Here is a 25825-nt window from a genome sequence, read left to right as displayed (position 1 = left end):
TAGGGTCCGAGTAGGACGTCCGTCGGAGGTGTGCTCCGACGAGTCCGCGGTAACGAGGAGGTCGGTGGCCATGGCCCAGGAGCAGACCAAGCGCACTGGTGGCGGAGACGACGACGATGCCCCGATCGGTGAGGGCGCGGCCGGGCAGGAACGTCGCGAGAAGCTCGCGGAGGACACCGACGATCTGCTCGACGAGATCGACGACGTGCTCGAGGAGAACGCGGAGGACTTCGTGCGTGCCTATGTCCAGAAGGGCGGCCAGTGAGGGCGGATCGTGCAGGGGTGCCGTCGACCGTCGGCGGCCTCGGGATGAACACCGGGTTCGCCTACGGTTCGAACCTGTCCTCGTTCACCGAGCACCTGCGCATCCACGCACCGGAGCTGCTCCCCGGAAATCGAACGAACATGAGCCGCATCGGTTCTGACGGCGAGAGTGCGGACATCGCACCGCACGGGACCACGATCGTCGCGCTGACGTTCGCCGGCGGCGTCGTGATCGCCGGCGACCGGCGAGCCACGATGGGCAACCTCATCGCGAGCCGCGACGTCGAGAAGGTGTTCGTCACCGACGACTACTCCGCGGCCGGGATCGCCGGCACTGCGGGCGTCGCGATCGAACTGGTACGGCTGTTCGCCGTCGAGCTCGAGCACTACGAGAAGATCGAGGGGGTCCAGCTGACCTTCGACGGCAAGGCCAACCGCCTGTCGTCGATGGTCCGTGGCAACCTGGGCGCCGCGATGCAAGGCCTGGCGGTCGTCCCGCTGCTGGTGGGCTTCGATCTGGACGCCTCCGACACCGAACGCGCCGGGCGCATCGTCTCGTACGACGTCGTGGGCGGGCGGTACGAGGAACGCGCCGGGTACCACGCGGTCGGATCCGGATCCCTGTTCGCGAAGTCGTCGCTCAAGAAGCTCTACCGGGAAGGCGCCGACGAGGACTCGGCGCTCCGGATGGCCATCGAGGCTCTGTACGACGCGGCCGACGACGACTCGGCCACCGGCGGACCGGACCTGGTTCGGGCGATCTACCCGACGGCGGTCTCGATCACTGCCGACGGCGCAGTGAACGTGCCGGTCGAGCGCACCGCCGAACTGGCTCGCGCCGTCGTGGCAGACCGCACCGAGGAAGGACGCACCCCGCGATGACGTTGCCGTACTACGCCTCCGCCGAGCAGATCATGCGCGATCGCTCGGAGCTGGCGCGCAAGGGAATTGCGCGCGGCCGCAGCGTCATCGTGCTCACGTTCGCGGACGGCGTCCTGTTCGTGGCGGAGAATCCGTCCACCGCGCTGCACAAGGTGAGTGAGCTGTACGACCGGCTCGGTTTCGCGGCGGTCGGCAAGTACAACGAGTTCGAGAATCTGCGGCGTGCCGGCATCGTGCATGCCGACATGCGCGGGTACTCCTACGACCGGCGTGACGTGACCGGGCGTTCGCTCGCCAATGGATACGCGCAGACGCTCGGCACGATTTTCACCGAGCAGCCCAAGCCGTACGAGGTGGAGATCTGCGTGGCCGAGGTCGGCCCGCAGGAGGCCCCGCCGCAGGCGCAGCTGTACCGGATCACCTACGACGGATCGATCGTCGACGAGCAGCAGTTCGTCGTCATGGGCGGCACCACCGAGCCGATCGTCACCGCGCTGCGCGAGTCGTACCGCACGGGAATGGACCTCGCCGAGGCCGTTGCGGTCGCGGTCAAGGCACTGCAGGACGGAACGTCGTCGGGCAACGGGGATTCCGATCGCCGCACGCTCGGGGTGTCGAGCCTCGAGGTCGCGGTGCTCGACCAGTCCCGTCCGCGGCGCACCTTCCGGCGAATCTCCGGCAGCGTGCTCGAATCGCTGCTGCCGGTGCCGCCCGCCCCGCAGGGCGACAACGGCGGCCCGGCCGCCGAGACGAGCGAGAAGAAGCCGGACGCGGAAGGCGATGCCCCCGGGACCGGGGACACCGCCTAGACCGCTACAGCTTGCGGTAGAGCACCACGCGGTGCGGTTCGCTCCGGAACTGGAACAGGCGCCCGTCGGCGACCACCTCGCCGTCGGTCGCCAGGGCGACCGGATCACCGTCTATCTCGATGGTCACCGCGTCGGTGTTCTTCTGCACGTAGGTGGTGGACGCACCCAGGGTGCCCGTCAGCGCTGCCGCGACGAGTCTCAGCCGCGAGAATCGGCGGTCGGCCAGCAGGTACCGCACGTCGAGCGTGCCGCGGTGAATGTCCGGGCGTGACATCGGTACCTGATCGGCGGGGGCGTACCGGCCGTTGCCGACGAACAACATCCACACCGCATGCTCGGCGCCGTCGATGGTCACGGTCAGCGGTTCCGCCGATGCCAGGACCCGCACCATCGCGAACGCGGCGGCCGGCCACTTGCCGAGCCGAGGCTGCCAACGCTCCCGGAGTCGCACCGAGTCCGGGTACCCGCCGAGGCTTGCGGTGTTGACGAAGGTCGATTCCTGGCGGCCGTCCACCCGTACACGGCCCAGGTCCACCACCTCGGCGCTGCCCTTCGCGATCGCGTCCGCGGTGGACGCGACGTCGCCGACGCCGGCGTCTCGGGCGAAGTGATTGAGGGTTCCCCCGGGGAACACCGCCAGCGGCAGGTCGTGTCGGACGGCGGCGGAGGCCACGGTCACGACCGTCCCGTCGCCGCCGTACACCCCGAGAGCTTTGGGGAAGCGGGTCGAGATCACCTCGTCGAGTTGCTGATCGAAGTCGCGATCGGCATCGAATTCGACCACGACCGCCCTCGGCAGCAGGGACTCGAGTTCGGCGCGGACGCCGTCGTCCTCGGTTCCGGAACCCGGATTGGCGAACACCACCATGCCCTCGCCGTCGGGCAGTGCCTGGGTGCTGCGGTCGGGGCCGAGGGTCGCCGGCTCCTCGTCGCGCACCGCCCACCAGCGGCGGGTCGCGAGCGCGACCGCCCCGCCCACACCGAGGCCCACCGCGACGTCGGACGGCCAGTGCACACCCGTGTGGACCCGGGAGTACGCGACGGCCGCCGCTACCGGCGCGAGCGCCACGCCGGCGAGGGGGAACTCGAGGGCCACGCCCGTGGCGAACGCGGCCGCCGAGGCCGAGTGCCCCGACGGGAACGACGACGATCGCGGTGCCGGGAGCCCGCGGCGGGTCGCGAACCCGAGCGTTCCCTCGGGCGGGCGGCGCCGGGGGAAGATCGGTTTGAGCACGGCATTGGACAACGCACTCGCGCCGGCCACGGACAGCAGCCCGCGCACGGCTGCCCGGCGCGCGCGTCCGCCGGCCAGCCCCATCCCGGCGGCGACGCCGATCCACAGGACGCTGTGGTTGGCTGCGGTGCTCAGAGCGCGCAGGCCACCATCGAGTCTCGACGGTGGCAGTTCGGTGCTCAGGCGCATGAGGACACGGTCGGTACGTTCGGGGAAACATCTCACTTCGGCCACGTTCCCACCCTAGGGTCGCGAGCCTCGTCGCGAACGCCGTGGCAAATCCGCTCCGCGTTGTACTGTCGAAGTGTGCAGCGACGAATCATGGGAATTGAGACCGAGTTCGGTGTCACCTGCACCTTTCACGGTCATAGAAGGCTGAGTCCGGACGAGGTTGCTCGTTACCTCTTCCGGCGAGTGGTTTCGTGGGGCCGTAGTTCCAACGTGTTCCTGCGGAACGGCGCACGGCTGTACCTCGACGTCGGGTCGCATCCGGAGTACGCGACCGCCGAGTGCGACAGCCTGCTGCAACTCGTCAACCACGACCGCGCCGGTGAGCGCGTGCTCGAGGATCTGCTCGTCGACGCCGAGCAGCGGCTCGCCGAAGAGGGCATCGGCGGGGACATCTACCTGTTCAAGAACAACACCGATTCGGCGGGGAACTCGTACGGTTGCCACGAGAATTTCCTCGTGGTCCGCGCGGGGGAGTTCTCCCGCATCTCCGACGTCCTGCTCCCGTTCCTGGTGACCCGTCAGTTGATCTGCGGTGCGGGCAAGATCCTGCAGACGCCCAAGGCGGCGACGTTCTGCCTGTCGCAGCGGGCGGAGCACATCTGGGAGGGCGTCTCGTCCGCGACGACCCGGTCGCGGCCGATCATCAACACGCGCGACGAGCCCCACGCCGATGCCGAGAAGTACCGGCGTCTGCACGTGATCGTCGGCGATTCCAACATGTCCGAGACCACGACCATGCTCAAGGTCGGGACCGCGGCGTTGGTGCTCGAGATGATCGAGGCGGGCGTTCCGTTCCGTGACTTCGCTCTCGACAACCCGATCCGCGCGATCCGTGAGGTCAGCCACGACCTGACGGGTCGCCGTCCGGTCCGGCTGGCGGGTGGGCGCCAGGCCAGTGCGCTCGACATCCAGCGCGAGTACTACTCGCGGGCCGTCGAGCATCTGCAGACCCGCGAGCGGGATCCGCAGGTGGACCAGGTGGTCGACCTGTGGGGTCGGGCGCTCGACGCCGTCGAGAACCAGGATTTCGCGAAGGTCGACACCGAGATCGACTGGGTGATCAAGCGCAAGCTGTTCCAGCGCTACCAGGACAAGTACGGCATGGAGCTGGCCGATCCCAAGATCGCCCAACTCGACCTGGCGTATCACGACATCAAGCGCGGTCGGGGTGTGTTCGACCTGTTGCAGCGCAAGGGGCTGGCGAAGCGGGTCACCGAGGACGAGACCATCGAGGCCGCGGTGGAGACGCCGCCGCAGACCACCCGCGCGAAGCTGCGGGGTGAGTTCATCGCCGCCGCGCAGGATGCGGGCCGCGACTTCACGGTGGACTGGGTGCACCTCAAGCTCAACGATCAGGCGCAGCGGACGGTGCTGTGCAAGGACCCGTTCCGTTCGGTCGACGAGCGCGTGGAGCGGCTGATCGCGTCCATGTGACGCCCGTGTGATCGGTCACCCACGGCGACTGCCCGATCCGACCGTTTTGCTACCGGTCGGTCTGGTCGGGAGCCGTTAGGCTCGGCGACGTGGCGAAAGCGAAAGTCGAGCGGTTGATGAATCTCGTCATCTGCCTGCTCTCCACCCGACAGTTCCTCACCGCGGAGAAGATCCGGGAGAGCGTGGCGGGCTATGACGAGTCTGCGAGCAACGAGGCCTTCAGCCGGATGTTCGAGCGGGACAAGAACGAACTCCGCGATCTGGGCATCCCGCTCGAGACGGGACAGGCCGGCCGGTTCTCGACGGTCGAGGGCTACCGGATCGACCGGACGGCCTACGAGCTGCCGGACGTCGACCTGGACACCGCCGAGGCCGCGGCCGTCGCGGTCGCGGTGCGGTTGTGGGGTTCTCCGGAGCTGATGTCCGCGTCCCAGAGCGCGCTCATGAAGCTGCGCGCGGCGGGCGTTCAGGTCGAGGCCGATCTCGACGCCGTCCCGGTGTCGGCGATCCCGGCCCGGACCCGCGGATCCGAGACCGCGATGCGGCTACTGCTCGAGGCCGTCGATGCCGGCCGCGTGGTCGAGTTCCAGCATCGTGGCGCCCCGACGGAGCCGTTCGTCACGCGGACGGTGGAACCGTGGGGCGTGGTGACGCTGCGCGGGCGGTGGTATCTCGTCGGTCACGACGTCGATCGCGATGCGACCCGGACGTTCCGGTTGTCGCGTATCGGTGATCCGGTCCGGGCGGTGGGGCCGTCGAACGTCGTCCGCAAGCCGGCCGACGTGGACCTGCGGGCGATTGTCGACGCGGTCACCGGTGCGGGATCGGTGACGGGAACCGCGACGGTGTGGGTGGCCGCGGGGCGCGCGCACGAACTCCGGCGACTCGGAACGGCGCAGGGTCCGCGGGAACTCGGATCACGGCCCGGTACGGTCCTCGAGATTCCGGTCCGGTCGTGGGACTGGACGGCTCGACTGATCGCCGGCCACGGCGTCGACGCCCTGGTGCTGGGGCCGGAGTCGTTGCGCTCGAACGTGAAGGAGAAGTTGCGGTTCGCGGCCGGGGTCGCAGCCGAGAGCATGGAGGCGGACCGATGAGCACGAGATTGTCGCGCCTGACGCGCCTGCTCAACCTTGTGCCGTACTTCATGGCACATCCGGGCATCAGCAAGGAGCAGGCGGCCCGCGAGCTGGGCGTCACGGTGCCGAACCTGATGAAAGACCTGGATCAGCTGTGGGTCTGCGGACTGCCCGGTTACGGGCCCGGCGATCTGATCGACCTGTCGTTCGACGAGGACACGGTCTCGGTCATCTTCTCGGCCGGTATCGATCGGCCACTGCGGCTGACGTCCACCGAGGCGACGGTCCTGCTGGTGGCTCTGCGGTCCCTCGCAGAACTGCCCGGAATGGTCGATCCGTCGGCCGCGCAGGGCGCGATCGCGAAGATCGAGTCCGCCGCCGGGAGCGCCGCGCGGGGACGGTCGCTGACCGACGACGGTCCGGAGGGCGACGGTGCGACGGAGAACCCGGTGGCGGCGGTCGTCCGCACCGCGCTGCAGAACGATCACGCCCTGCACCTGACGTACTACTCGGCGTCGCGCGACGCGGTGTCCGAGCGTGTCGTCGACCCGATCCGATCGCTGCTCGTCGACGACCACACCTACCTGCAGGCGTGGTGCCGGCAGGCCGAGGGGGTGCGGCTGTTCCGATTCGACCGGATCGATGCGGCCGAGGAACTGGACGAGCCGTCGGCGGCACCCGAGCAGGCACTCGGTACCGACGAGCACCTCGAGTTGTTCAGCGACGACGCCGATCTGCCGCTGGCCGTGCTGCAGGTCTCTGCCGATCAGGGATGGATTCTGGACAACTATCCGATGGTTCCGGTGCGGACGCTCCCGGACGGTTCGGTCGAGGCGACGATGCGGTACGGGTCCCAGGAATGGATGGCGCGACTCGTTCTCGGCTTCGGTTCCGGAGCGAAGGTCCTGGAGCCGCCGCAGCTGGTCGAGGCGGTCCGCGAGCGGGCGTGGTCGGCACTGGGGATGTACGACGCGATGGAGGCGTGAAGCGCGACACGTGAGGCCGGCCGGATCGGGTGGATCCGGCACGCGCAGGGGGCCGAAGGAGTAACTTTTGATGGCGGTTGCGTGAACTGGTACGCCGGGATGTGCGCAGACCGCTCCGGTTGGTTGTTACGTCACGGTGAACAGGACATTTGCACCAAGACCGACGCAGACACGTCCGGTAGCATCGTTGGCATCTGAAACCTGGAGGTAAAAATGGGAGCCATGAGCCCCTGGCACTGGGCCATTGTGGCGCTTGTCGTCATCATCCTGTTCGGTTCGAAGAAGCTTCCCGACGCGGCCCGCGGCCTCGGTCGGTCGTTGCGCATCTTCAAGAGCGAGGTCAAGGAGATGCAGAACGACGGCAACACCGCTTCGAGTGCCGCGCCGACCGCGACTCCCGCAGCACAGCTTCCGTCGCCGACGATGGATGCCACGGTGGTCGAGACCCCACAGGCGCACACCGAGCCGAAGTCGGCCTAGTTCACGATCCACACGCGTCCGGGGTGAGTGCGTTCGCCCCGGTTCGTCGCTGACCAAGGCTAGGGCCCACTGTGCGAATTCCGTTCGACCCGCGTCGCAGCCGACGCAGGACAAATCCAGATGGCACGATGTCGCTGGTCGATCACCTGTACGAGCTGCGGACGCGACTGCTGATCTCCGTCGCGGCCATCGTGCTGACCACGATCATCGGCTTCTTCTGGTATTCCCATCAGATCCTGGGGCTGGAGAGCCTCGGCGATCTGCTGCGCGGGCCGTACTGTGAGCTTCCTACCTCCGCTCGAGCGGACCTGAGCAACGACGGTTCGTGTCGTCTGCTCGCGACGGGTCCGTTCGAGCAGTTCATGCTCCGGTTCAAGGTTGCCTTCACCGCCGGCATCGTGCTGGCCTGCCCGATCTGGCTCTACCAGATCTGGGGTTTCGTGACTCCGGGTATGTACTCGAAGGAGCGGAAGTACGCGATCAGTTTCGTCGTCGCGGCGACCGCCCTGTTCGTCGCCGGTGCGGTCCTTGCATACGTCGTCGTCGCGAAGGCCCTGCACTTCCTGTTGACGATCGGCGACAACGTCCAGATCACCGCTCTGAGCGGCGCCCAGTATTTCGGCTTCGTGATCAACCTGCTGATCATCTTCGGTGTCAGCTTCGAGATTCCGCTCCTCATCGTCGCGCTCAACGTCGTCGGCGTGCTTCCGTACTCGAAGCTGAAGGCGTGGCGTCGCGGGCTGATCATGGGGTTGTTCGTGTTCGCGGCGGTCGCCACTCCCGGCCAGGATCCGTTCTCGATGTTGGTTTTGGCCGGCGCGTTGACGGTTCTGTTCGAGGTGGCCGTGCAGGTCGCGCGACTCAACGACAAGCGCAAGGCGCGGGCTGAGTCCGAGGCCTGGGGTGCTCTGGACGACGAGGAGGCGTCGACGATCAGTGCGCCGACGGCCGTGGACGGTGTCACACCGGTGGAGCCCGCGTCGGCTGCCCCGAGGCCCGCTTCGCAGGACTACACGGACACGCTGTGAGGGCTCGGACCCAACTCGACTCGTTCACGGAACAACTGAGCTTTCCCCTCGATCCGTTCCAGGTGCAGGCCTGCGCGGCGCTCGAGGCCGGGCACGGCGTGCTGGTGTGCGCGCCTACTGGCGCGGGCAAGACCGTAGTCGGTGAGTTCGCGGTGCACCTCGCGCTCGAGGCCGGGCGCAAGTGCTTCTACACGACGCCGATCAAGGCGCTCAGCAATCAGAAGTTCGCCGAACTCTCCGAACGCCACGGCAAGGACGCCGTCGGGCTGCTGACCGGGGACACCAGCATCAACTCGGACGCTCCCGTCGTCGTCATGACGACCGAGGTACTGCGCAACATGCTCTACGCCGACTCGCCGGCGCTGCGTGGTCTCTCGCATGTCGTGATGGACGAGGTGCACTTCCTGGCCGATCGCTTCCGCGGGGCAGTCTGGGAAGAGGTGATCCTGCACCTGCCCGAGGACGTGCGCCTCGTCAGCCTGTCGGCGACGGTCAGCAACGCCGAGGAATTCGGCGCCTGGATGGAGACCGTTCGGGGCGACACGACGATCGTGGTCGACGAGACCCGCCCGATCCCGCTGTGGCAGCACATCATGGTCGGACGTCGGTTGTTCGATCTGTTCGATGCGAAGGCGACGCCGAACGGCGGGCACGACGTGGTGGTCGACCAGGACCTGGCGCGCCACGTCAAGCAACGCCTTGCGCTCGACCGGATGAACGACTGGGAGCCGCGCGGGCGTGGTCGTGGGCGGTCGAGCGACTACCGGCCGCTGCCGCGTCCGGAGGTGATCGCGCGGCTTGACGAAGAGGGTTTGCTGCCGGCGATCACCTTCATCTTCAGCCGCGCCGGTTGCGAGGCGGCGCTCGCGCAGTGCGTGCGGTCCCGCCTGCGTCTGACGACGCCGGAGCAGACCGCGCAGATCCGCGAGATCATCGACAAGCACACCCGGGACCTGCCGCGCGCCGACCTCGAGGTGCTCGGCTACTGGGGGTGGCGCGAGGCGCTCGAACGTGGCTTCGCCGCCCACCACGCCGGAATGCTGCCCGCCTTCCGGGAGACCGTGGAGGAATTGTTCGTCAACGGGCTGGTGCGCGCGGTGTTCGCGACCGAGACCCTCGCACTGGGAATCAACATGCCGGCGCGTTCGGTCGTGCTCGAGCGCCTCGTCAAATACAACGGCGACACGCACGCGGAGCTGACACCGGGGGAGTACACGCAGCTCACCGGGCGTGCGGGACGTCGCGGCATCGACGTCGAGGGCCATGCCGTGGTGCTGTGGCAGCCCGGCGTCGAGCCCACCGACGTCGCCGGACTGGCGTCTACGCGGACCTTTCCGCTGCGCAGCTCGTTCCGCCCCGCCTACAACATGTCGATCAACCTGATCGATCGGATGGGCGCGGCGGAGTCGCGTGCGCTGCTCGAGCGGTCGTTCGCGCAGTTCCAGGCCGACCGTTCTGTCGTCGGGCTCACCCGCGGGATCGAACGCAACGAGGTCGCGCTGACAGAACTGCGGGACAAGCTCGGCGGCGCGGACGGCGAGTATTTCGAGTACGTGCAGATCCGGGAGCAGCTGCGCCGCCGTGAGCGCGCGATCGAACGTCAGGGTCGGGCGGACCGGCGGGGCACGTCGGTCGAGTCGCTCGTCGGGCTCCGGCGGGGCGATGTCGTCGCGATCCCGGTGGGCAAACGCTCCGGGCTCGCGGTCGTGCTCGAGCCGGATCAGAATCACACCGATCCCCGGCCCTTGGTGCTGACGGAGGAGAAGTGGGCGGGCCGGGTCAGTGCCGCGGACTTCCCGGTGCCGGCACGTGCGCTCGGCCGGATGCGATTGCCGCGGCACGTCGATCACCGCACGGCCCGCGTGCGTCGCGATCTGGCGTCGGCGTTGCGGAGTACGGGCATCGTCGCGCCGCGGAAACCGAAACGGGCGAAGAGTGGTCGCGAGGACAGCGAGATCGTGGCGCTCCGGAAGGCGCTTCGTGAGCACCCGTGCCATTCTCGCCCGGACCGCGAACAGCTGAGCCGGATCGGCGAGCGCTACAACCGTCTGGCCCGCGAGACCGACTCCATGCGGCAGAAGGTGGCCGCGACCACGAACTCGCTGGCGCGGACCTTCGACCGGATCGTGGCCCTGCTCACCGAGCGTGGCTACATCTCCGAGGGCAAGCACCCGAAGGCCACCGAGGCCGGGCAGCGCCTGGGTCGGATCTACTGCGAAAGCGATCTCCTCGTCGCGGAGTGTCTGCGGCGCGGGGTCTGGAGCGGGCTCACCCCCGCCGAGCTGGCCGCGGTGGTGTCGGCTGTCGTGTACGAGTCCCGGCAGGATGCCGACGCGCCCGACCGGGGCCCGACGGTGCCGCTACGACAGGCGCTCGCGGAGACGGTGCGGGTGTGGGGCGAGTTGCGGGCCGACGAGGTCCGGCACAAGCTCCCGCTCACCCGGGAGCCAGACCTCGGCTTCGTGACCGCCATCTACCAGTGGGCCAGCGACGAGTCGCTGGTGGACGCGCTGATCTCGGCGGGTTCGGGCGGTAAGGAACTGTCGGCGGGCGACTTCGTGCGTTGGTGCCGGCAGGTGATCGACCTGCTCGACCAGGTGCACTCGACGGCGTCCGATCCGGCGGTGGCGAAGGCCGCCGCGCGGGCGGTCGGGGCGATCCGTCGTGGGGTCGTCGCGGTGGCCGCCACGTAGTCCGCCGCCGCGGCAGGTCGCAGTTCCGAAGACGGGTGGATCCGAACGCCCCTACCGGATCGTGTCCGATGGACGTTGACTGGATCGTGTACCCCCGGCCACCCGTCGGGGCGGTACCGAGAGGAGCGCGACCATGGACGCGAAGCAGTGGTCGATGGAGATCGTGATAGACGAACACGACCGTCAGACTCGTTCTACCGCGAGACTGCACACCGGTGACACGACGCTGGTCGGCGTCGGGGCGGCGCGAAGGAATCCGACGGATCGCAACGTGCCCGAGATCGGTGACGAACTCGCGACGGCGCGCGCGCTCGCCGATCTCGCACATCAGTTGATCGACGCGACCGTCAGCGACATCGAGGGCGTTACGCACGCACCCGCGCATCTGACCGAGTAGCGGCCGCGGACCCGGGCACAGGACGACGACCGACATCCGGCCAGCTGACACGGAAAAGCGTGGGGCAATGTTCCGTGTCCGGATGAATGCTGCGTAGGGTGTCGATGAATCGGCACCGGGGGAGGAGTACCGCTTTGTTGAAGATCCGGGTCTCGGGTAACCCGCTGCCGATCCAGAGACATTCTTCGAAACGCGTGAACATCCACGAAGTTCGGGCTCTGCTCACGCATTTCGTTGCATCGTAGGCTGCAGTACCGGAGACGAGGAGAGACGACATGAGCAGCCCGCAGGGACCGAACGAGCCCAACGAGCAGTGGGCCTCGCAGCCGGGGCACGGCGAAGGACACGCGGCACCGACCGCTCCCGAACACATCCAGCAACCGCTCCCGAACCCGTACCCCGCCGATGTGTACGGCGGCGGCGCCTACCCCCCTCCCGGGCAGGGCTATCCGGGACAGCATGGCCAGCCCCAGAATCAGGCTTGGGGTCAGCCGTATCCCGGTGCTCCCGACGCGAACCAGCAGTGGGGTGGCGGCGGTCAGGCGTGGGGTCAGCCGTCGTCCGCACAGCCGCAGTGGAACCCCCAGATGGGCGGTTCCGGCCAGTACGCCGGACAGTCCAATCCGGGGCAGCCGAACCAGGCGCAGCAGTACCCCGGCCAGCAGTGGGGCGCGCAGCCGGGATACCCGCAGGCGCAGTTCGGCACCCAGCCCCCGAACCAGTGGGCGGCGCAGCCCATGCAACCCGTACAGCCGGCAACCACCGGCGGTAAGGGGAAGCCGGTGATGTGGGCGGGAATCGGACTGGCCGTGATCGCGGTGATCGCGGTCGTCGGCCTGGCGCTCTCGGGAGTCTTCGGCGGCAAGACACTCGATCAGGCCGCCGCGCAGAAGGGCGTCGAGCAGATCGTCACCGAGTCGTACGGTGCGCGTTCGGTCTCCGACGTGAGCTGCCCGTCCGGTCAGGAAGTCTCCGAGGGTAATTCGTTCCAGTGTTCGTTGACGGTGGACGGCGCCCCGAAGAAGATCACCGTGACCTTCACCGACAACGACGGCAAGTACTCGGTCAGCCGCCCGAGCTAGTCCGGCGCCTGTGGGACGTCACGAGCGCTCGGTCGCCATTGCCGCCACGAGGCGGGCGACCGAGCGCTCGATGCCTAGTTGCGTGGCCACCTGTTCGAGTCGTTCGGGGTGGACCGGCGCGCTGGGCAACACGTCGGGGCGCGACAACTGCACGTCGGCATCGGTGACCACCTGCACCACCGGCAACGCGGCGTCGATGTAGTCGGCAGACGCGGCGAGCTTGGCGCGAACACCCTTCGCGACGTCGGTGGTCGGGTCCAGCGCCGCGGCACGTAGCTGTTCGAGCGAACCATGTCGGAGCAGGAGCGTGGACGCGGTCTTCTCGCCGACGCCCTTGACCCCGGGCAGGCCGTCCGACGAGTCGCCCCGCAGCAGGGCCAGCTCCGCGTAGGCGTCTCCGGCGCGTTCCGCGGGCACCCCGTACTTCGCGGCCACCTCGGCAGGTCCGAACAGTTCGGCCTTCGCCAGCCCACGGCCGACGTACAGCACGCGCACGGCCACCGGATCGTCGGTGACCACCTGGAGCAGATCCCGGTCGCCGCTCACGACCACGACGGAGTCTTCCTTCTCCTGCGCTGCAAGGGTTCCCAGCACATCGTCGGCTTCGAGCCCCGCAGCGCCGGCCGTCGCGATACCGGCGGCGTCCAGCACGTCCATGATCATGTCGACCTGAGGCGTCAGCGTGTCGGGCACCTCCTCGGCAGACCCCGCGGAGGTGTCGGCGCCGGCGGATTCCTGAGCCACTCGGTGCGCCTTGTACGACGGCACGGCGTCGACCCGGAACTGGGGGCGCCAGTCGAGATCCAGGCACACCGCCAGTCGTGACGGCTGGGTGCGGGTGACGAGGGCGGCGACCATGTCGGTGAACCCGCGCACGGCATTGACCGGACGGCCGTCGGGCGCAGTCATCGATTCGGGGAGGGCGTAGAACGCCCGGAACCACAGACTTGCACCGTCCAGTAGCAGCAAAGGTCCACTCATGCGCCCCATCCTGCCAAACCCTGCCTAGGCATGCGGTAGGTCGTGTCAGCGGGACTCGGTCGCGATGAGGATCCGGAGCATGGCCTGGACCCAGGCGTCGGCCAGCACGTCGAGGTCATCGTCGTGAACTGCGGCGGCGGTGCGCTCGACACTGCGGGCCGTCGAGGTCATGCCGATGCCGGCCAACCGCGCGGCGCAGCCGCGGAGCGCTGTCACGGTGGCGTCCGTCGCGGACCGCAGGCCTCGATGTGACAGGTCGGCGAGGGTGGCGAATGCACCGTCCAGGACGTCGCCGACGGGGTCTGCGCGGACTGCGGTGGCGCGGGTCAGCGGCGTGGTGCCTGCGCCGGGCGCCAGGTCGGGGACGACCACACCGAGGTCACAGGCGATCGCGAAGGGGCTGATGCACAGCGCGCCCGCGCGGACCGTCAGCCGTCCGGTGACGGCGGTGGGCTGCGACGACATCGCGCGGACCACCGCGTCGAGGGCGCCCGGAACGTGTGCGCGATGTTCGACTGCGATCCGGGCCCGATTTCCATGGCCGTCGCCGACGGTCACGGTCAGCGTCTGCTCCGCGGGCGAGTAATCGGTGCCCGCCACCGTGCCGATCTGTATCGCGGCGACGCCGTCGGTCACCACCCGGTCCCGTGTGAACGACGGTCCGCGTCGGGACAGCCGCCGGTGTGCCTCGGCGTAGTCGTCGACCACGTCCACGGACTTCTGCCAGGTGTCCTGACCGAGTGTCAGCAGTGCCGTGCGGCCGATCCCTCCGCGCGTGAGGCGGATTCGATGGTTGGCGCGTCGAACCGCGGATTCCGTGACGATCGTCGACGCCGCGAGCGCCGCGACTGTCGCGCCGGATACCCGTCGAGTCGAAATAGAATGTCCTGTCGGACGTTCACCGGACTCGCTCGCCCAGTCGTGGCGCATCAGCAACACCGCGCCCGTCCCGCTGTCGGTGAAGAACAGCTCCGCGGTGATCGAATCGCCGAACCCGGTGACGCGCGCGCCCAGCCCGACGAGCCGCGAACGGCGCAACGGTGTTTCACCGGGCGTCTCGGTTCCGAGTGCTCCCGCGGCGACCGCGGCGTCGGTCGACTCCCCGAGCCGGGTCCGGGCCTCGATCTCCGCGATCGTGGCGGCAACTCGGGTGCGGCTGTGTCGAGCGTGCCGGGCCAGGTAGGCCTCCATCTGGTCGGTCAGATCCGCACATGCGTCGGCTATCCAGACCGCTGAGCCGTTCTCGGCGGATCGGGTGGTCCTGACGGCGGTCGCGAGTTGCACGGCGGTGGTTGCCGCCATCCCGTCCAGGAGGATCGCTCGTGCCATGGTGCGCGCGGCCGCGATGTGGTCGATCTCCCGCACGAACGGATCCGCGCCCACGTGGACGCGCTCGCTGCCCGAGACGTCGGCCGCGCGGACCGCCCACACCGCGAGCGCAATCGATTCGCCGGTCACGTGATCGGCGGCCGACGAATGTGCGTGACGCAGTTGGTGCGGCACCAGGAATCGGACGGTGCAGTGGGCGAGTTCCACCCGGACGGTGCCGTCGGTGCCGGTCGGGCGATGGACGGTCGCCTGATAGCCGGTGCGGCGGATGCGTTGTGCCCGAGCGACGGCAGCCGGACCGAGGTGTGCGATCAGTGTCTCGTCGTCGAACTCGCCCGGTGTCCATTCACTCGGCAGCCCGGGTGCTTCGCGGTCGCCGCCCGAACGGAACCGTGCACGCACCGCGATCACCAAGCCGATGCGGTGTCGGCACACCGCGCTCGCGCCACACGTACACGACGCCTCGGTGAAGGACACGCCGGCCGGAAGCACCGTCTCGACGCCGTCGGCGTAGCGGGCGGTGATGCGGTCGGCGGACTGCGACAGTTCGGGAGGTTCGGCGTCGTGCGTGCGGAGGGCGCGCTTGACCAGTCCCCAGTTCGCGACCGCTGCCAGCGCCTCGTCGGTCAGGGCCACCAGATCCGGCCGGGCGGTCACCTGAGAGTCCACGTCATCGCATGCACTCGGCGACGAACTCGGCCAGTCCGCCGGGAGTCATCGCGCCGACGTGCACGCCCAGCCCGGCCAGTCGCCGGCCGATCTCGCGGTCGTAGTCGGGTTCGCCGCCCTCGTCGAGCGCGGTGAGCGCCAGTAGTCGGACCCCGTCATCGGTCAGGCGTGCGATGCTCCGGACGAAACGGTCGGCCGAGCCCTCGTACAGGTCGGAGATGATCACCACCATGGTGCGGCGCGGGGTGTCGATCAGCTGCGCGGCGTAGTCGACGGCGCGGGCGCCGTCGTTGCCGCCGCCGAGCTGAACGCCCATCAGCAACTCCACCGGATCGAGCACCTAGGAGGTGAGGTCGACGACGTTGGTGTCGTACGCGATCAGGTGTGTCGTCAGGCCGGGAATGTTCCAGAAGCACGCGGCGGTGACGGCGGAGTGGATGACGGAGTCGATCATCGACCCCGACTGATCGACGAGCAGGATCAGCGTCCAGGTGTCGGTGTGCCGACGCGTCCGCGACGTGAACACGGGGGTGTCGATCGTGATTCTGCGGGTCTGCGGCGACCAGTGTTCCAGGTTGGCGCGAACGGTCGCCGGGAAGTCGAAGTTGCGGGAATTGCGGAACGTCGTCCTGCGTCGGCTGCGTGCGCCGACGAAGGTTCGGCGGACGTCGACCGCAAGTTTCTCGATCAGCTCCCGCACCACCTTGTCGACGGCCTTCTTCGCCATCGCCAGCACTCTCGGGTCCATCAGGTGCTTCGTGCGCAGCACGGCCCGAAGCAGGGTCACGCTGGGCTCGATGCGTTCCAGTGCGGCGGGATCGGTGACCACTTCGGTGATTTGGTACTTCTCGACCGCATCGCGCTCGAGCCGGTGGACGGTCTCACGGGGAAACAGTCGATGGATGTCGTCGAGCCAGTCTACTGCGCTCACAGCTGTGTCGCCCTGCCCGCTCGGTCGCACGCGTGAGCCTCCGGCGCGCACGCCTCGGGCACTTCGATCGGGGGTGCGACGATAGAGCCATTCCAACGCCTCGTCGCGCTCGGCGGCCTCACCGGTGGCGTCGCCGAGGACCCCCGCTGCTGCGTCGCCGAGAATCAGCCGCCATCGTTCGGCGCTCATGACAGGCCGATCCGGGCGAGCGCATCGTCGACCCGATCGTCGAGTCGACGTCCCTCACGGAGGGTGTCGGCGCGGTGGTCGATCGACTCGTGCCGCGGTGAAGCAGCCACGCGTGTCGCCACGATCCTCCGCTCGCGTGGCGGAAAGAACTCGAACGCCTGTCGCAGCGCAGGCAGTGCCGTCAGGAACTCGTCCTCGGTCAGGCCGCGCACCACTCCGTCGACGGCCTCGAGCACGGCGGCGCTCGAGGCGGTGTCGAGGAACTGCTCGCGCGCGATGACGAACAGCCCACACAGCCAGTCGCCGAGCCGATCGGCGGGGATCGATCGGGCCCAGGCGGCGGCGTACTCGGGTGATGTTCGGTTCCAGGACGTTCCGAGTGCAGCGCCCCTGAGCTCGACGGCCGCGCCGCGGTCTCGTGCGAGCGCGGCGAGTTCCGCGGCCGGATCCACCGGCAGGAGGTCGCGGGCATGTTCCATCGCGTCGGCCAGGGCCGCGACCGCGAAGATGCGGGGCAGATCGGCGCCGCTCGCCGTGGCGCGGGTGCCTCGGGCCAGCGCCACGACCCGTGACGCCGCAGCGGCGACCAGGGTGCCGAGCAGCCTCGACCCGCGACTGCCGAACAGCGAATCGTGGCGCCAAAGGTCGATCGCGGTTCTGAGCAACCGTCCGACATCGGCGAGGTCACCGGCCGCGGTCAACGAGGCGACAGCCCCCGCCGCGGACCGGTCGGACGTCGAATCGAGACCGCAGAGCACCGCGTCGAACAGGACGACGGCGAGGTGCACGACGTCCGAGGCGGCGTCGCGCATCGCGGACTCCAGGGCTGCACCGGCTGCGTCGACGAGCGTGTGCCCCTGCGCCGCAGCCTCGACCAGCGAGGGGAGACGATCCCCGGCATCGGCGATCACCCACCGTTCGGTCGACAGCACCTCGGATCCGGTGCCCGGACCGGAGTGCCGCTCGAACCCGGGGACCGCCAGCACCCGCAGCTGGTGCAGCACGCGGCTGCGGGTCCGATCGCGGGCATCGGTGAGATCGAAGTCGACGGTGCCCGGTACGAGGTCGAACTCGTCGAGCAGCATCTCGACGTGGTGCACGAGAGCCGGCGCCGGCGCATCCGGGTGTAGTGCGCCGACACGGGTGCCGCGCATCGTGCTCAAACACGATGCGATCACCGGATGCGGTTCAGCCGCCGGCACGTGCGACGCGAGCGTCCACGGCAACGGTGACGCCAACGCCTCGTCGACGAGGGTGCTCGCGGCGGCGTCCAGCACGTCGATGCGGGTCGGCGACGCATGCCCCCGCATCGCGGCGAGACCGTGCAACTGGGCGCGGAATCCGATGAAGTTCGTCGCGGAGACGTGGTGTCCATGTGCGCGCAGGTCCCGGACGATCGTCTCCGCCGCGATCTCGGCGGCCGTGGCAGGTGTCTGCCAGACGGTCTGGTACCACCACGGTGTGTCGACATCCAGCCGCCGGTACGAGTAGGGGATCAGATAGCTGCCGACGTTGACGGCGGCGTCCGGGGGCGGGGTGGTGGGCCACGTTCCGTCGGTCACCGGTCCGTCCGCGAGCTCCGCGAGGATCGCCGGGCGGTGCCATCCCCCGCACACCACGACGACGCCGCTACCGTCGGCGCGGTCTCGTGCGGCACGCACCCACGCCGCCATGTGGAGCTCCCGCACCGAGACCGTGGCGTCGCCCGCTCGGATCGTGTCGAAGTACTCGTCGAGCAGCGTTGTCAGTTCGAAGGTGGGAAGCGCTGCGGCCCGCGACTCGACGACGTGATCCCACACGGCGCTCATCGTGTCGAGCCCGAGTCGTCCGGGCAACGCGGCGGCGACCGGCCCGTGGCCGTCCCGCGGGGAATCGAACTCGGGGTGCCATACCGGCAGATCGATGAAGCGGATTTCGGCCCCGACGGTCGCGGCCGCGCGGACGGCCACCAGTTCCGGCGACCACTCGGTGAACGCGGTCGTCGACATCCGAGTGCGGGAACCATCCCGTGCATGGGAGAACAGCGCAATCGGAAACACGTGATCGAGGGCCAGCTCGCCCAGCCGATCGGTGAAATCGGCCGGCCCCTCGACCAGAACGTGTGCCGGCCGCAGCCGCTCGATCGTCTCCGCCACGACGCGCGCACACGCCGGACTGTGACGACGAATCCCGAGCACGACAGCCCGGCCGGGGCCCGTCACCGCCCCAGCGGCATTCACGGTCCGGCCAGGTGTGCGTGCGCCTCACGCAGTTCGTCCCAGACCGCGCCGGATCGATACGAGGCCCGCTGCTCGATGTAGCGGTGAAGCCGAGCGGCGTCTTCGGAGTTGTCCTTGGTCGCCGTCCCGGCCAGCGACTCGGCCAGGTCGGCGACGGTGCCCGCATCGCCGCGCAGAAACCACCCGCGGACTCCGGTGGCGTGGGCGAGTGAGACCGCCTCCGCCGTGCTCATCACCGACGACAGACGCTCGACCGATGATCCGTCCGCCGCGATCCCCGTGCGCAGATCCCGGAACAGGGTGACGAGCAACTCGGACAGGGCGGGATCCTGCTCGATCGTCACCCCGGATGCCCGCAGCAATGCGGCCGACTCGGCACGGACCAACTCGACCTCGGTGTCGAAGTCCGCGATCGGGTGCACCGTCTCGAAATTGAAGCGGCGCTTGAGCGCGGCACTCATCTCGTTGACCCCGCGATCGCGGGTGTTGGCCGTGGCGATGACGTTGAACCCTTCGCGGGCGTAGACCATGGCGTCGACACCGGTGAGCTCGGGAACCGCGAGAACGCGTTCGGACAGCAGCGAGAGCAGGGTGTCCTGGACTTCCAGTGGGCACCGCGTGACCTCCTCGAAACGCACGATGCGGCCCTCTGCCATGCCGCGCAGCATCGGGGCGGGCACCATCGAGCGAGTCGACGGACCCTCGGCGACGAGCAGGGCGTAGTTCCACGAGTAGCGGATCTGGTCCTCGGTGGTGGCGGCGCCGCCCTGGATCGTGAGAGTCGAGTCGCCGCTGACCGCGGCGGCGATCAGCTCCGAGAGCAGTGATTTGGCGGTGCCCGGCTCGCCGACCAGCATCAGGCCCCGCGTCGTCGCCAGGGTGACCAGGGACCGCTCGACGAGCGACGGATTGCCGACGTACTTGGGTCGGATACCGCGCTCGGTGTCGCCCATCACGAACGTCCGCGCCGCCGGCAGCGTCAATCGCCACCCCGGAGGCCGTGGTCCGGTGTCGTCGGCGGCGAGGTGGGCGAGTTCGTCGGTGAACCGTTCTTCGGCCGGTGGACGCTGGATCCGGAGAGTCACGACGCGAACCCGGCGAGGTCCGCGAGGAGTTCGGAGACCGTGGCGCTGTCGACGTCGTCGAGGGTTCCCCCGCGAAGGTTCACGGACACCAGGGTCTGGTCGGGGTAGCCGTCGTACGGGCTTCCGGTCCCCATCCCGGGTTCGAGCCCCAGCAGCACCGACACGGTGTCGCCCAGCCGGTACAGCAGCCCCTGGCCCCACGACGCGGGGTTCTCCCACACCGGTTCCCATCCGCGGTATGTCAAGCGCAGGGCCTGACTCGGTGTCGCGGTCACCCCGGTGAAGCGGGACAACCCGACCCCGTCGACGTCAGCGGGCAGGGGGTGGTGGATGGGGCGGGCGAGTTGCGGAAACGGCTGCAGGATCTCGTAATCGGCGAAGACGTCGGACCAGGCTCCCACGGTGTCGGGGATGTGGGCGGGGTGCACGAGTCCGATCCTGCCGTCCGGCAGCGCGACGGTGTCGTCGTCGATATCGGCGAGGGTGTTGTCCTCGGCGACTCGGAATACGACCACGGGACGGGACTGCTCGTCGAACGACGCCCACAGCAGGCGGCGCGCAATGTGCACCAGCAGGGGATGACCCAGGACGTAGTCGGTGAACTCGTCTGCACTCCAGCGGCGTCCGGTGACCAGCGACCGGTTGAACCGCTTGATCTGCTCGGCTGCGACGGTTTTCGCTTCCCGTTTGAGCGTGGCGAAGCGCTTCTTCGCGTCCTCGACGAGCGTCGCGTCGTCCTGGGCGGTTGCTCGCGGGAGCCCGGCCGTCCTCTTGCCGGCCTCGTCGACGACGACGGGCACCAGCGTCTCGGTGAAGCCGACGGTGAACGCCCTGGGCCCGTAGTCGAACGTCATCGTGCCCTCGGGGGTGAGGTCGAGATCGGGGACGGTGCGGTCCGCGAGTTGTTCGCGGTCGAGCCCGAGGCGGTCCGCGACCTCCGCGACGCGTTCGGTGGCACCGTTCTTCAGCGATTTGAACTTCATCTTGCGCGAGATGCGATCGAGTTCGGTCAATGCTCGAGCCGAGCCGTGCGCGGCAAGCGCATCGAGCCCGAGTTGAGCCCGCGCGGTGCCGTTCTCGCCGGGCCAGCGGCGGATGAACGGAGCCAACCTGGTGACCGTCGCGTCGTCGCCGAGCCACCCCAGGGCGAGGACCACCCAGTTATCCTTGGACGGCGCGCCGGCGCCCCACCAGCGTTCGAACAGTTCCCAGGCCGCCGCGGCCAGCGATGTGGGATCGCAGAACGCGGTCACGGTGTCGAGTCCGGCGTACGGGGCGTCCACGGTTCCGATGGCGCACATCGTCAGGATGGTGTTCACGGCCGGTGCCGGGAGCACCGCGGATCGATCGGCCGTCAGAATCGGGGGCAGCGACTCGACATCGGCCCACGCGGGTGGCTTGGGGATCCGCTTCGGCAGTATCTCGAGCGGATCGAGGTCGACGAGCTCGCCGACGGCTTCCGCGGCAGCCTTCCCGTACTGTGCCGCTCCGCCGACAACGGTCTCCCGCGTGGTGGCGCGGGCGAGCGCGCGAAGTGCGACGGTGGCGTGGTCGCGCAGCGCCCCCGCCGGTCCCACCGCATCGGGAACCAGCAACGTGACCGCGTCCGCGGCGTGCCGAACGAGCCACGACAGCGCCGGCCTGCGGAGGTTCTTGCGAGTGGCGAACATCGTTGCGTGCAGACGCGCGACGTCGATGTCCACGTACGGCATCAGGTACGGCGCCGCGGCGCCGGGGTGGGCGCGGGCGAACCGCAGCATCAGGGGCAAGGCGTCCAGTTCGTAGCGGTCGACGACGCGGAGCGGTTCCTTGAGTGACGTTCCGGCCCAGTCCGTCAACAGCGGCCGTGCCACCTCGTCGGGGGCGATGAGGAAGATCACCCAGGCCTGCCACTCGTTCACGACCTGCGCGGTCGTGTCGGGGATGTACTGCCGATACTTTTCCCACGTCGTGTACGAGTAGTCGTGCGGGGTGTTCCGTATTTCCTCGAGTTCGCCCGGTAGCCAATCCATCCGGCGAATCAGGGGAACGGCGAGTCCGTCGATCTCCGTCAGTGCTGCCGGCTTCTTCCTGCCCTTCCACGGGGGATTCACCAGGAGCGTGGGCACATCGGTCGCGTCGTGCATCGGCGTCGTCAGTTCCTCGATCCGGCGCCGGGCACGCGTGGGAAGTGTGTCGGCCAGTTCGACGGCGAGGTCCGGATGGTCGCGGACGTGGCGGTCGAACAACCCCGAGTCGGGCCCGGCCAGGATCCGCAACGCACGTCGCGGATAGTGCTGCATCGCGTTCCGCACCGCAGGCAGCGAGTTCTTCACGTGTGCCCGATCGAGCAGCGCGGTGAAGGCGTCATCGGTGGGGATCGACGACAGTGCGTGCAGGATGCTCACTCGGATCACGTCGTCCGCCGCGCTCCGGTAGGGGAACTCGTTGTCGAACGCGGCGGTCAGTGCCGTCGTGATCTCCGGCCCGACACCGTCCACCACGGCCGCCAGGATCGACTCGTCGCCGAGCCAGGCGTGGCGTCCCTGCTCGCCGACGATCCGCTCGAACTCGGCGGTCGTGTTCGACGCCGCCAGCAGGTGGGTACGCCAGTGATAGGGGATCTGGTCCAGCCCCGAGATCAGTTCGCGCGACCATGCGCGTTCGGTCGGGAACAGGAATGAGGCGGTGAGCCGTCGAGTCGTGTTCGTGCGCAACACCGATGCCGCATCGCGTGCCGCGGCGTAGTCGGCGTCCGGCGCGGTGGCCAACAGTGCTCGCATCCGGTCGAACATGTGCTCGCGGACGGTGTACGACACCTGCTCGTGCACATCATCGGTCTGCGCGAGCTGGTCGCGCAGCATGTAGCGGGGCCCGCCGGTGTCCACCTCTGGCCGGTGCCGTCCGAACGGACCGACGCTGTCCACGATGACCATGACGAACTGGGTCTCGGAATCGTGCTCCGGGACCGGTACCCGCGTCTGGACCTGCCGCATGTCGGAGGCCTCCAGCAGTGCCTCGACCGCGAACACCAGACCGTGTCGAGCGACCCACCCGTCCACGACGTGGCTGCCTCGCTCCGGCCGTACGAACCGCGTGAGCAGGACTATCAGGGCCGCGGCCCCGACAGGGGAGGCCTGGCCGGCCCGGTAACGCCGTGCGGCAGCGGCGAGTGCGTTGGGATTCGGATCGTTCACCAGATCCCACGCGGCCCACTGCAGGAACTCCTCGTTGGTCTCGATCGATTGTGCGAGCGCCGCGTCAGCGCCCGGATCGACGGGATCGATGCGGGCGGCGAAGCCGCCTCGCCGCGGGTATTTCATGGGAAGCCACGACGCAGGCGGCGCGAATGTGGACTCGAGGTCCGGGACGTGGGCAGAGGTGGTTCGGCTGTGGTTCACGCGGCTCCTCGAGGTCCCCGACCTGTTCTGTGGACGCTTCGAGAATGGTAGCGGTACGAACGATCGGAAACCGGACATTTCCAACCAGCGATTCTGCTCGATTCCCGCTTTCGTCAAGGGCGAGTGGCGCGTGGATCAGTGGCTCTCGCCCCGACCGCAGCGACGACGGCATAGCCTGATTCCCATGAGTTCCGAGAGTTCCCCCAGTGCCGAGGATCGCACCGCATCGTCCCGTTTTCCCACCTCGGTGTACGCCGACCGACTGACCCGTGCGGCCCGGTTCGCGGAGCGAGCCGGGCTCGACGGCCTGCTCGTCACACCGGGCCCGGACCTGCGCTACCTCGTCGGTTCCCGGGCCGACTCGTTCGAGCGATTGACGTGCCTGGTCGTTCCCGCGGACGGGAATCCGCCGTCCGTCGTCCTGCCACGGCTCGAGCTTGCGTCGCTGGGGGATTCGGCGGTGGGTGATCTCGGCCTTCCCGTGCACGACTGGGTCGACGGCGTCGATCCGTACGAGCTGGTGTCGTCGCTGCTGCCGGAGTCCCCGCGCACGGCGGTCACCGATGCGATGCCCGCGCTGCACCTGGTTCCGCTGGCCCGGCGGTTCGGCACCGTGCCGGTGCTGGCGACCGGAGTGCTGCGGGAGCTGCGAATGATCAAGGACGACGCCGAGATCGAGGCTCTGCGTCGCGCCGGCGCGGCGATCGACAGGGTCCACGCGCGGATGGGCGAGTGGTTGCGGCCGGGCCGGACCGAAGCCGAGGTGGCCCGCGACATCACCGATGCGATCCTCGCCGAGGGGCACACCGAGGCCGCGTTCGTGATCGTCGGATCGGGTCCGCACGGTGCCGATCCCCACCACGAGGTGTCGGATCGTGTCGTCGAGGCCGGCGATGTCGTGGTGATCGACATCGGCGGACCGGTCGAACCCGGATACAACTCCGATTCGACCCGCACGTACGTCCTCGGCGAGCCGGAGGCCGAGGTCGCGCGGCAGTGTGCCGTCCTCGAGGCGGCACAGCGCGCCGCCGTCGATGCGGTCCGTCCCGGTGTGACCGCCGAATCGGTCGATGCCGCCGCCCGCGACGTCCTGGCGGAGGCCGGACTGGCGGAGGTGTTCGTCCACCGCACCGGTCACGGCATCGGGCTGTCGGTGCACGAGGAGCCGTACATCGTCGCCGGCAACGAGATCACGCTCGAGCCGGGAATGGCATTCAGCATCGAGCCGGGCATCTACTTCCGCGGCCGGTGGGGTGCCCGGATCGAGGACATCGTCGTGGTCACCGCCGACGGGTGCGAGCCGATGAACCGGCGCCCGCACGGATTGACCGTTCTGCCCGGCTGAGGGACGTGCCGGGCAGCCGACGTCAGACGATGAAGTTGCCGAATGTCGGGTTGGACTGACACAGCGGCAGACTGCCCAGGTCGATCGTGCCGAACACGGTGGCCCGGATATTGCCGGTACCGGTGTAGACCGTCTTCGAGTAGTACGGGTAGGTGCCCTCGAGCGCCGCGATGCCCGTCGCGCCGGTGTCCAGGTTGATCCAGGCGACGGTGACCTGTCCGGCGGCCGGGATCGGGGGTGCCGCCGGGAACGATTCGAACCGGATCTCACCCGGCCCGATCGGCGGCGTCTGCTCGGGCCCGGATTGCCCGGTGGCACCGGTCAACGACATCAGACTGCCCTGGTTGGCGCAGCCGATCGTCAGCGCCGGCGGGCCGAACGGATGTGGCGGCAGTGCGTGAGCCGCGGCAGGCGCGCACAGTCCGGCGACGGCGACACCCGCGAGGATCGACCCGCGGAAGGCCCATCGGTGATCGGAACGTCCATTCGTCGATACCGTCCGTCGAGTTGTCATGGCCATCCCCACTCGGGTTCGGTGGTGACGATGACGACCATCAGGGGCTCGCCATCGACGTCCTCACACCCTACCCCCCGTGCCTCGCCTCGGAACACCCCGTGGACGCCGAATACTGTTGCAAATCAGACGATTTCACCTGTCGATGAGGATTGCCGAGCCCATCACTCGTTCGACGTGGATCTCGATGACCACTCGGGTGGGGTTCTCCCGCGGCTGCCGGTACCGGGCCGTGTAGCGCTCGACGCCCTCGGCGACGGACGCGGGATCCGACATCACCCGCGCGGAGCCCTCGAGCGTGAGCCACCGCCCGCCGTCGACCTGACTGACCGCGGCATAGCCCCCGCGGTCGGCGTTACGGGCCTTCTGCGACGAGTCGTTGGTGATGATCCGGGCAATCCGCTTGTCCGGGTCCCAGGTGAATCCCACGGCCACGACGTGCGGAGATCCGTCCTTGCGCAGGGTGGTCAGGGTCGCCAGATGCCGTTCGGTGAGGAACTCGCCGGCCGCGGCGGTGAGGTGCGTGGGATTCGACGGGGAGCGGGCCATGCCCCGACCGTACTCGAGCGCCGCGAATCCAGGAC

At 68.9% G+C, this 25825-nt stretch carries 20 protein-coding genes and 1 pseudogene; 12 read left to right on the top strand and 9 right to left on the bottom strand.

Features of this window, described 5'->3' with window-relative positions:
• Positions 1 to 70 precede the first annotated feature (70 nt).
• Genes J2X34_RS05560 through prcA form a run of 3 tightly spaced genes read left to right on the top strand, consistent with a single transcriptional unit; the run spans position 71 to position 1955 of the window.
• On the top strand, positions 71 to 265 hold the full coding sequence (locus tag J2X34_RS05560; protein WP_114723093.1) for a ubiquitin-like protein Pup: 195 nt from the start codon (positions 71 to 73) through the stop codon (positions 263 to 265).
• Between the two features lie 44 nt (positions 266 to 309).
• Positions 310 to 1146, top strand: coding sequence for a proteasome subunit beta (gene prcB, locus J2X34_RS05555; protein ID WP_114723094.1), 837 nt, complete (start codon positions 310 to 312; stop codon positions 1144 to 1146).
• Positions 1143 to 1955: a proteasome subunit alpha gene (gene prcA / locus J2X34_RS05550; RefSeq protein ID WP_254622923.1), complete on the top strand. Its 813-nt coding sequence runs from the start codon at positions 1143 to 1145 to the stop codon at positions 1953 to 1955. The genes prcB and prcA overlap by 4 nt, the downstream gene beginning before the upstream one ends.
• Positions 1956 to 1959: 4 nt before the next feature.
• Here the strand turns inward: prcA and J2X34_RS05545 are convergent, their stop codons facing one another.
• The gene (locus tag J2X34_RS05545; RefSeq protein ID WP_429516428.1) at positions 1960 to 3378 is read right to left on the bottom strand and encodes a bifunctional phosphatase PAP2/diacylglycerol kinase family protein; all 1419 of its coding nucleotides are present in this window, start codon (positions 3376 to 3378) and stop codon (positions 1960 to 1962) included.
• A 117-nt stretch (positions 3379 to 3495) separates the two neighbouring features.
• Here J2X34_RS05545 and pafA point away from each other — a divergent pair, with 117 nt between their 5' ends.
• The 8 genes from pafA to J2X34_RS05505 all read left to right on the top strand — a co-directional run bounded on the left by pafA (position 3496) and on the right by J2X34_RS05505 (position 12599).
• Positions 3496 to 4854, top strand: a complete 1359-nt coding sequence (gene pafA / locus J2X34_RS05540) for a Pup--protein ligase (RefSeq protein WP_181818863.1) — start codon at positions 3496 to 3498, stop codon at positions 4852 to 4854.
• Between the two features lie 89 nt (positions 4855 to 4943).
• Positions 4944 to 5951: a helix-turn-helix transcriptional regulator gene (locus J2X34_RS05535; RefSeq protein WP_114723098.1), complete on the top strand. Its 1008-nt coding sequence runs from the start codon at positions 4944 to 4946 to the stop codon at positions 5949 to 5951.
• Entirely contained in the window at positions 5948 to 6919 is a 972-nt protein-coding gene (locus J2X34_RS05530) for a helix-turn-helix transcriptional regulator (protein WP_114723099.1), read from the top strand. The genes J2X34_RS05535 and J2X34_RS05530 overlap by 4 nt, the downstream gene beginning before the upstream one ends.
• A gap of 213 nt (positions 6920 to 7132) precedes the next feature.
• Positions 7133 to 7399: a Sec-independent protein translocase subunit TatA gene (gene tatA, locus J2X34_RS05525; protein WP_114723100.1), complete on the top strand. Its 267-nt coding sequence runs from the start codon at positions 7133 to 7135 to the stop codon at positions 7397 to 7399.
• Between the two features lie 71 nt (positions 7400 to 7470).
• Positions 7471 to 8427 (top strand): twin-arginine translocase subunit TatC, encoded by a 957-nt coding sequence (gene tatC / locus J2X34_RS05520; protein WP_114723101.1) that lies wholly within the window; start codon positions 7471 to 7473, stop codon positions 8425 to 8427.
• Complete coding sequence (locus J2X34_RS05515) at positions 8424 to 11120, top strand: DEAD/DEAH box helicase (RefSeq protein WP_429516336.1); 2697 nt, start codon at positions 8424 to 8426, stop codon at positions 11118 to 11120. The genes tatC and J2X34_RS05515 overlap by 4 nt, the downstream gene beginning before the upstream one ends.
• 133 nt (positions 11121 to 11253) lie before the next feature.
• A complete protein-coding gene (locus tag J2X34_RS05510) occupies positions 11254 to 11517 on the top strand; it encodes a DUF1876 domain-containing protein (RefSeq protein ID WP_114723103.1) in 264 nt (87 codons plus the stop codon).
• Positions 11518 to 11792: 275 nt separating this feature from the next.
• A complete protein-coding gene (locus J2X34_RS05505) occupies positions 11793 to 12599 on the top strand; it encodes a DUF4333 domain-containing protein (protein ID WP_429516335.1) in 807 nt (268 codons plus the stop codon).
• A gap of 18 nt (positions 12600 to 12617) precedes the next feature.
• Here J2X34_RS05505 and J2X34_RS05500 read toward each other — a convergent pair whose 3' ends face one another.
• The 6 genes and pseudogenes from J2X34_RS05500 to J2X34_RS05475 all read right to left on the bottom strand — a co-directional run bounded on the left by J2X34_RS05500 (position 12618) and on the right by J2X34_RS05475 (position 23382).
• Positions 12618 to 13580, bottom strand: coding sequence for a 5'-3' exonuclease (locus tag J2X34_RS05500; RefSeq protein WP_114723105.1), 963 nt, complete (start codon positions 13578 to 13580; stop codon positions 12618 to 12620).
• 45 nt (positions 13581 to 13625) lie between these two features.
• Positions 13626 to 15566, bottom strand: a complete 1941-nt coding sequence (locus J2X34_RS05495) for a hypothetical protein (protein ID WP_429516334.1) — start codon at positions 15564 to 15566, stop codon at positions 13626 to 13628.
• Between the two features lie 13 nt (positions 15567 to 15579).
• Positions 15580 to 16698: pseudogene (locus J2X34_RS05490) on the bottom strand (VWA domain-containing protein).
• Positions 16695 to 18833 carry a DUF5682 family protein gene (locus J2X34_RS05485; protein WP_429516333.1) on the bottom strand — a complete coding sequence of 713 codons (2139 nt, stop codon included), beginning with the start codon at positions 18831 to 18833 and terminating at the stop codon, positions 16695 to 16697. Before J2X34_RS05485 ends, J2X34_RS05490 begins: the two are co-directional and overlap by 4 nt.
• A gap of 80 nt (positions 18834 to 18913) precedes the next feature.
• The gene (locus J2X34_RS05480) at positions 18914 to 20002 is read right to left on the bottom strand and encodes an ATP-binding protein (protein WP_429516332.1); all 1089 of its coding nucleotides are present in this window, start codon (positions 20000 to 20002) and stop codon (positions 18914 to 18916) included.
• The gene (locus J2X34_RS05475) at positions 19999 to 23382 is read right to left on the bottom strand and encodes a DUF4132 domain-containing protein (RefSeq protein ID WP_429516331.1); all 3384 of its coding nucleotides are present in this window, start codon (positions 23380 to 23382) and stop codon (positions 19999 to 20001) included. The genes J2X34_RS05480 and J2X34_RS05475 overlap by 4 nt, the downstream gene beginning before the upstream one ends.
• 184 nt (positions 23383 to 23566) lie before the next feature.
• On the opposite strand from J2X34_RS05475, the gene J2X34_RS05470 reads away from it, so the two are divergent.
• The gene (locus J2X34_RS05470) at positions 23567 to 24727 is read left to right on the top strand and encodes a M24 family metallopeptidase (protein WP_429516330.1); all 1161 of its coding nucleotides are present in this window, start codon (positions 23567 to 23569) and stop codon (positions 24725 to 24727) included.
• A 22-nt stretch (positions 24728 to 24749) separates the two neighbouring features.
• On the opposite strand, the gene J2X34_RS05465 is transcribed toward J2X34_RS05470, so the two are convergent.
• Positions 24750 to 25241 (bottom strand): hypothetical protein, encoded by a 492-nt coding sequence (locus J2X34_RS05465; protein ID WP_258558029.1) that lies wholly within the window; start codon positions 25239 to 25241, stop codon positions 24750 to 24752.
• Between the two features lie 135 nt (positions 25242 to 25376).
• A complete protein-coding gene (locus tag J2X34_RS05460; protein WP_114723107.1) occupies positions 25377 to 25790 on the bottom strand; it encodes a PPOX class F420-dependent oxidoreductase in 414 nt (137 codons plus the stop codon).
• Between the last annotated feature and the right edge of the window lie 35 nt (positions 25791 to 25825).

The sequence above is a fragment of the Rhodococcus sp. BE178 genome (genome assembly GCF_050433545.1).
Lineage (GTDB): Bacteria > Actinomycetota > Actinomycetes > Mycobacteriales > Mycobacteriaceae > Prescottella.
Note: the sequence above shows the minus strand (reverse complement) of the source record. Positions and strands in the feature narration are given on the sequence as shown.